At 61.0% G+C, this 5,123-nt stretch carries 6 protein-coding genes and 1 pseudogene; 5 read left to right on the forward strand and 2 right to left on the reverse strand.

Annotation, left to right across the window (positions count from 1 at the left end; translation table 11 throughout):
- The 5 genes and pseudogenes from Tam1G_RS11765 to Tam1G_RS11190 all read left to right on the forward strand — a co-directional run.
- A pseudogene (locus Tam1G_RS11765) lies at positions 1 to 1,493 on the forward strand (phage tail tape measure protein); the annotation flags it as partial.
- Positions 1,490 to 2,320 carry a hypothetical protein gene (locus Tam1G_RS11175; protein ID WP_101626581.1) on the forward strand — a complete coding sequence of 277 codons (831 nt, stop codon included), beginning with the start codon at positions 1,490 to 1,492 and terminating at the stop codon, positions 2,318 to 2,320. The pseudogene Tam1G_RS11765 and the gene Tam1G_RS11175, both read left to right, overlap by 4 nt.
- Positions 2,311 to 3,294, forward strand: coding sequence for a hypothetical protein (locus Tam1G_RS11180; protein WP_101626582.1), 984 nt, complete (start codon positions 2,311 to 2,313; stop codon positions 3,292 to 3,294). Before Tam1G_RS11175 ends, Tam1G_RS11180 begins: the two co-directional genes overlap by 10 nt.
- 14 nt (positions 3,295 to 3,308) lie before the next feature.
- Entirely contained in the window at positions 3,309 to 3,545 is a 237-nt protein-coding gene (locus tag Tam1G_RS11185) for a hypothetical protein (RefSeq protein WP_101626583.1), read from the forward strand.
- Position 3,546: 1 nt separating this feature from the next.
- Positions 3,547 to 4,323, forward strand: a complete 777-nt coding sequence (locus Tam1G_RS11190) for an H-type lectin domain-containing protein (RefSeq protein WP_101626584.1) — start codon at positions 3,547 to 3,549, stop codon at positions 4,321 to 4,323.
- Here Tam1G_RS11190 and Tam1G_RS11195 read toward each other — a convergent pair.
- Positions 4,320 to 4,655, reverse strand: coding sequence for a hypothetical protein (locus Tam1G_RS11195; RefSeq protein ID WP_165782002.1), 336 nt, complete (start codon positions 4,653 to 4,655; stop codon positions 4,320 to 4,322). The two genes, Tam1G_RS11190 and Tam1G_RS11195, sit on opposite strands and share 4 nt — an antisense overlap.
- Before the next feature lie 41 nt (positions 4,656 to 4,696).
- On the reverse strand, positions 4,697 to 5,123 hold a 427-nt coding region (locus Tam1G_RS11200; RefSeq protein ID WP_165782003.1), incomplete at its 5' end, for a tyrosine-type recombinase/integrase.

The raw sequence follows: 5,123 nt of genomic DNA on the forward strand, positions 1-5,123 counted from the left end.
CCAACAAGGAGCAGACGAAGGAACTGGCCGACGCCAACGAACAGTTAGGTGAATCAGGCACAGAAGCGGCAGACGGATTGAACCAGACAGCCAATGCCGCCGATGATGCCGCCGACGCGGCTAGCATCCTCGCGAACAACTTCGGAGCCACCACCGACGGCATCAACGAGCAGGCCGCGGCATTGGGCGAGGTCACCGACGCGCTCAGCACCTACTACGGGTTCAGCACGAGCGCTTCGGATGCGTTGATCTCCATGCATGACGCGTTCGACAAGGCCACCAAGGCGGCTCAGGAGAACGGTCAGACTCTTGACCTGAACACGGAGAAGGGTCGCAGCAACCAGAGCGCGTTGAACGATATCGCCGACAGCGCGTTGAAGGCGGCGGAAGCGCAAGCCAAAAACGGCAGCAGCATGGATGAGATCAACGGCACGTTGGACACGGCCCGAGAGAACTACATCAAAGCCGCCGAAGCGATGGGCATGCTGCCCGAGGATGCGGAAGCCGCCGCCAACGCGGCCGGACTCACATCAAGCGAGTTCGAACGATTGGCGAAAAGCATCGGCCTCATCCCGGACAGCAAGATCATCAACGTGAACTCCGACACGGGTGAAGCCGAAGGCCAATTGCAGGCGTTGGGCGTCACCGTGGAGACCCTGCCGGACGGCACCGTCAAGATCGGCGGAGACAACACGGATGCCATCGCCGCGATAGCCGCGGTCAACGGATTGCCCGTGGATTCGAAAACCGGCACCGTCACACTGGACTCCAGCCAGTACAACATCGCGTTGGCATTGGCGAACGGTGCGACCATCGACAAGAAAACCGGTTATCTGGTCGGTGACGGCAGTGACCTGCTCGCCAAGGTCGCGCAGGCCAACGGTTGGAAAATCGACACGAAGACCGGAGTCATCTCCGGCAACGATGGCCCGTTCCAATCAACAGCCAAGGCCGTGGAGAACAAGAAGATCGCAGGCAAGACCGTGAAGGTCGATGCCGATGCTTCCAGTTTCTGGGGCACCGTCAACGGCATTCTCGGCAAAGTGTTCAAGGTCAACATCGGCAGCGATGCGAAAGCTCACGGTGGTCTCATCGGCTACGCTTCGGGCGGTCTCATGGGGCGTGACGGCATTCCGAAATACGCTTCCGGCGGCTACGGCCTGCTGGGCGGCGTAGGCAGCAAGGTCAGCGATTCGAACCTCATCTGGGCATCACGCGGCGAGTACATGATGAAGGCTCGCGCCGTGGACCATTACGGCGTCGGCTTCATGGACTCCGTGAACACAATGCGCTACCAGCCCGACCAGGGCACCATGTATCTGCCGGCACCCAGTCTGGATGCGACGCCGAACACGATGCTGGTCGAATCGAATCAGGCCGTCATCAACGCCATCGACTCGTTCCACGAGGACATCGGCCCGCTGATAGCCATGTATGCGCCGCAGATCGGCAAACGCGACTTCCAACGACTCACACGGGAGGCACTGCGGTGAAAACCTTCACATACACCAGTTCCACCGGCTCCACGGTGAACCTATATGAGCCGGTGGGGCTGCTGGTCGGTCAGATCATGGAGCTGCGCACCCGCCAATGGGATTGGACGCTCGGCTACCGGAGCCTGACCGCGAACCGGCCCGCCCGCACCGTGAAGTTCACGGCCCTCTGCCGCAGTCAGAGCATGTTGGAAGCGGCGGAACGCCTGTTCGACGCGGATGTGCGCGCCTATGTGGAGGAGCAGGTGAAACCCGGCATGCTGGAGGTGGACGGCTGGCGGCAGACCGCGCTCATCGTCAAGGCGGAACCCGATTACGTGAGTCCCCAGTTGACGCGCGTGGAATTCACCGCCGCATTGTTCGACGGCGTATGGCACAAGCCGGTGACCCGCCAGTTCAGCCGGAACACAGCACGGTATACGAGCGGCAAGGGATATTCGTACGACTACCGATATGATTACGTGCCGACCCGTGCCAGTGCAGTATTGTCGAACGATTCCGCATTGCCGAGCCGTGTGAAATACATCATCTACGGTGCCGCCACTTCTCCCGCCATCACCATCGGCGGCAATAAGGTGATAGCCGACGTGAGCATCCCCTCCGGCGGCTATCTCATCATCGATGGCACCGGGTCGCCCCGAACCGCCGTATTGACCGCCGCGAACGGCGACCAGACGAACGTGTTCGACAAGCTGCGAAGAGACCAGGCGAACAACGAATACGCGTTCGCCACGTTGCAGCCCGGCGTCAGCCAGGTCAGCTGGGATGAATCGTTCAGCTTCGACATCGAATATTGGATGGAGAGGACCGGCCTGCCATGGACGTGATATGGACGAATCCCAGCCATGTGCCGCAGGGCGAGCTGGTCAGCCCCGCATTGGATATCCAATACGGTGACGAGGGCAACGATTTCGAACTCACCCACTCCACCAGCGATGTCGTGCTGGCGGACGGTTGCCTGATCGGGGTGGAGGGAGCCGAATACGGTGGCCGTGTGGACGGCATTCGCGTCGAGATGAGCGACGGGCATTCCGAATACACAGCCACGGGCCGCACCTGGCATGGCATGCTCGCCGGCAAGATCATCCAACCCGATTCGGGCATGAACCGGCTCATACTGTCCGGAGACGCGAACAACGTCATCCGCACCATCATCAGCCGAATCGGATTAACGGACACGTTCACCGTGCCCGCCACGAATAGCGGAATCACGGTCAGTGCCTACGCGTTCCACCGGTATTGCACCGCATGGGACGGGTTGCGCATGATGCTCACCAATGTGGGGGCACGGTTGAACATGAGATTCATCAACGGCGCATGCCAGCTGGAGGCGGTGAAATCCTCCACGTATGGCGGCGCGGACAGCGACCAGCGCGTGGATTTCACCGCCAAACGCGCATACACGCAGGTCAACCATCTCATCGGCCTCGGCAAAGGCGAGCTGAAGGACCGTGCGGTCAGCCACTGGTATGCGGACGAGCAGGGCAACATAAGCCAAACCCAATCGCTCACCGGCAGCCGGGAAATCTGCCAGACCTACGAGCTCACCACCAGCGAAGGCAGCGAACTAGCGGACAAGACCCGCGACAAGCTCAAGGAACTATGGGCGCAGGGCACCGTGGAACTCGACCTGCCCGACGATCTGAATCTGCATGTGGACGACCATGTGAGAGCCTATGATGCCACGACCGGCATCAGCGTGGACTCCCCCATCGTGCGCATCAGCATGAAACTCAAGAACGGCATACCCAAGGTCAGCTATGAGACCGGCTCATACGACTGGCCGCAGGAAGAAGCCTAGAAAGGATAAACGCCATGCCGAAATACGAGAACATCACCCAATACGAGTGCGACCGCACCGGATGCCCCATCAAGGAATACGTCTCACCGAACGAAACCGCGTCCCCCGACTGGCACGAACTCACCCGAATCGACCGCAACGGCAACGAGAAGCATTTCCTCCTGTGCGGCACTGATTACAAGGACTACCTGCAGTTGGCCGAGAATCAGGACAAGGATTTCGACCTGTGGATGCAGCAGGGAGGCAAGTGACATGGGCGCGGTACTGGTAACCGGATCACTGGGAGGCGACCAGCCCCACGTGACCAGCGCGCAGGACGGTCTCCTACATGCCGGCATGCTCGGTCGTGGCGGCTACCTGTTGCAGACCCGCAACTGGACGCAATTGCCGTCGGCGAAGAATTCGAACACCATCACCATCCCCGCGTGGGATATCGTGATGGAAGGCCGTCAGGTCATGATCGACCAGCCCACCGATGTGACGATCCAATCCGGTTCGCAGGGCGTGAAACGTCGCGACCTGATCGTGGTCCGTTACACGATGAACGCGAGCACGGGCGTCGAAGCGGTGAACCTGGTCGCCATCAAAGGCACCGCGGCAGCTTCCCCTGTGGATCCCGCCTATAATACGGGCAGCATCATCAGCGGCGCCCTCACTTCCGACCTGCCGTTATGCCGTGTGAGCATCGACGGTATCAACGTCACCGGTGTTGATGTGTTGGTGAATGTGTTGGCGCCGTTGAGCAGCGTGTGGGATTCGCTAACCCATCACGGTTTCCAGCGTGCCGATGGCGGCGTGGTCCGTGGGGTGTTGCAGCCGAACGCGGTGACGGTCCAGCAGGCGGCATGGCCGAAGCCGTTCGCGGAAATACCCACCGTGGTCGGCTGGTATGCGAACGACAACATTTATTCATGCTCCGTCACATCAGTTACCACGACCGGCTGCACCATCGCAATCAAGAACATCGGTGAACAAGCCAATGGTATCGAGGGCCACGTGTACGCGGTGGCCTACGGCAAACTCGCCTAGGCGAAGGTCACGCCGTCCGGTATCGGCAGGCTGCGGGGAGTGTGCAGGCACCTGTCCCCGTTGGTCAGGGAGCCGACCACGGTGATGCTGCCGTCCACATTCCAGGTGGCCTTCTTGCCGAAGTTGCCGGACGGTATCGCCCACAGGCAGCCGAGATACACGGGTTTCGAGGGCTTCACGCCGGAGGCGTGCTGGAACACGCCGTAGTCGCCCACGTTGACCGTGCTGCGGAAGCCGGACAGGTCCACGTGGAGCAGACGGTTGCGCTCGTCCACGATGATCTGCATGCCGCCGCCATACATGTCAGGTGGGAAACTCCCCGTGTTCTGCATACTGAACCGCGCGTATTTGAGCGGCTGGGTTAGCGAATCCCTCAGCGTATGAGGGCGTGCTCCCATACGCGTTGGGCTTCGCGCAGTATCTCGCTGTCAGGGCGTAGGTAGTAGCGGGCCGTGGTGGCGATTGACGAGTGACCTAACGCGCGGCTGACCACCGCCACGTCCACGCCGGCGCCCAACGCGGTGCTGGCCCAACTGTGGCGCAGGTTGCGGCGTGGCACATACGGCAGGTTCTGTGACCTGCACCATGCGGCGTAGCGTCTGGCGACCTGACCTGGATTCAATAAGCCGATGAGACGGCCGCCCTCATGCGGTCTGATCTCGCGCAGTCTCAATACCGCGAATCTGGGGAGCACGACGGTGCGGCGCGATAGCTCGGTCTTCGGCTCCACGATCACCTCGTGTCCGTCCACCCACTGCAATCCGCGTCGGACCTTGACCTTGCCTGTATTGAGGTTCAGA

Origin of the sequence: Bifidobacterium imperatoris, from assembly GCF_002860405.1 — a bacterium.
GTDB lineage: Bacteria > Actinomycetota > Actinomycetes > Actinomycetales > Bifidobacteriaceae > Bifidobacterium > Bifidobacterium imperatoris.

Excerpts from the sequence above, each read along its gene's own strand:
- Tam1G_RS11180 (WP_101626582.1), top strand. The coding sequence starts at position 2,311 with ATGGACGTGATATGGACGAATCCCAGCCATGTGCCGCAGGGCGAGCTG.
- Tam1G_RS11185 (WP_101626583.1), top strand. The coding sequence starts at position 3,309 with ATGCCGAAATACGAGAACATCACCCAATACGAGTGCGACCGCACCGGA.
- Tam1G_RS11190 (WP_101626584.1), top strand. The coding sequence starts at position 3,547 with ATGGGCGCGGTACTGGTAACCGGATCACTGGGAGGCGACCAGCCCCAC.
- Tam1G_RS11195 (WP_165782002.1), bottom strand. The coding sequence starts at position 4,655 with ATGCAGAACACGGGGAGTTTCCCACCTGACATGTATGGCGGCGGCATG.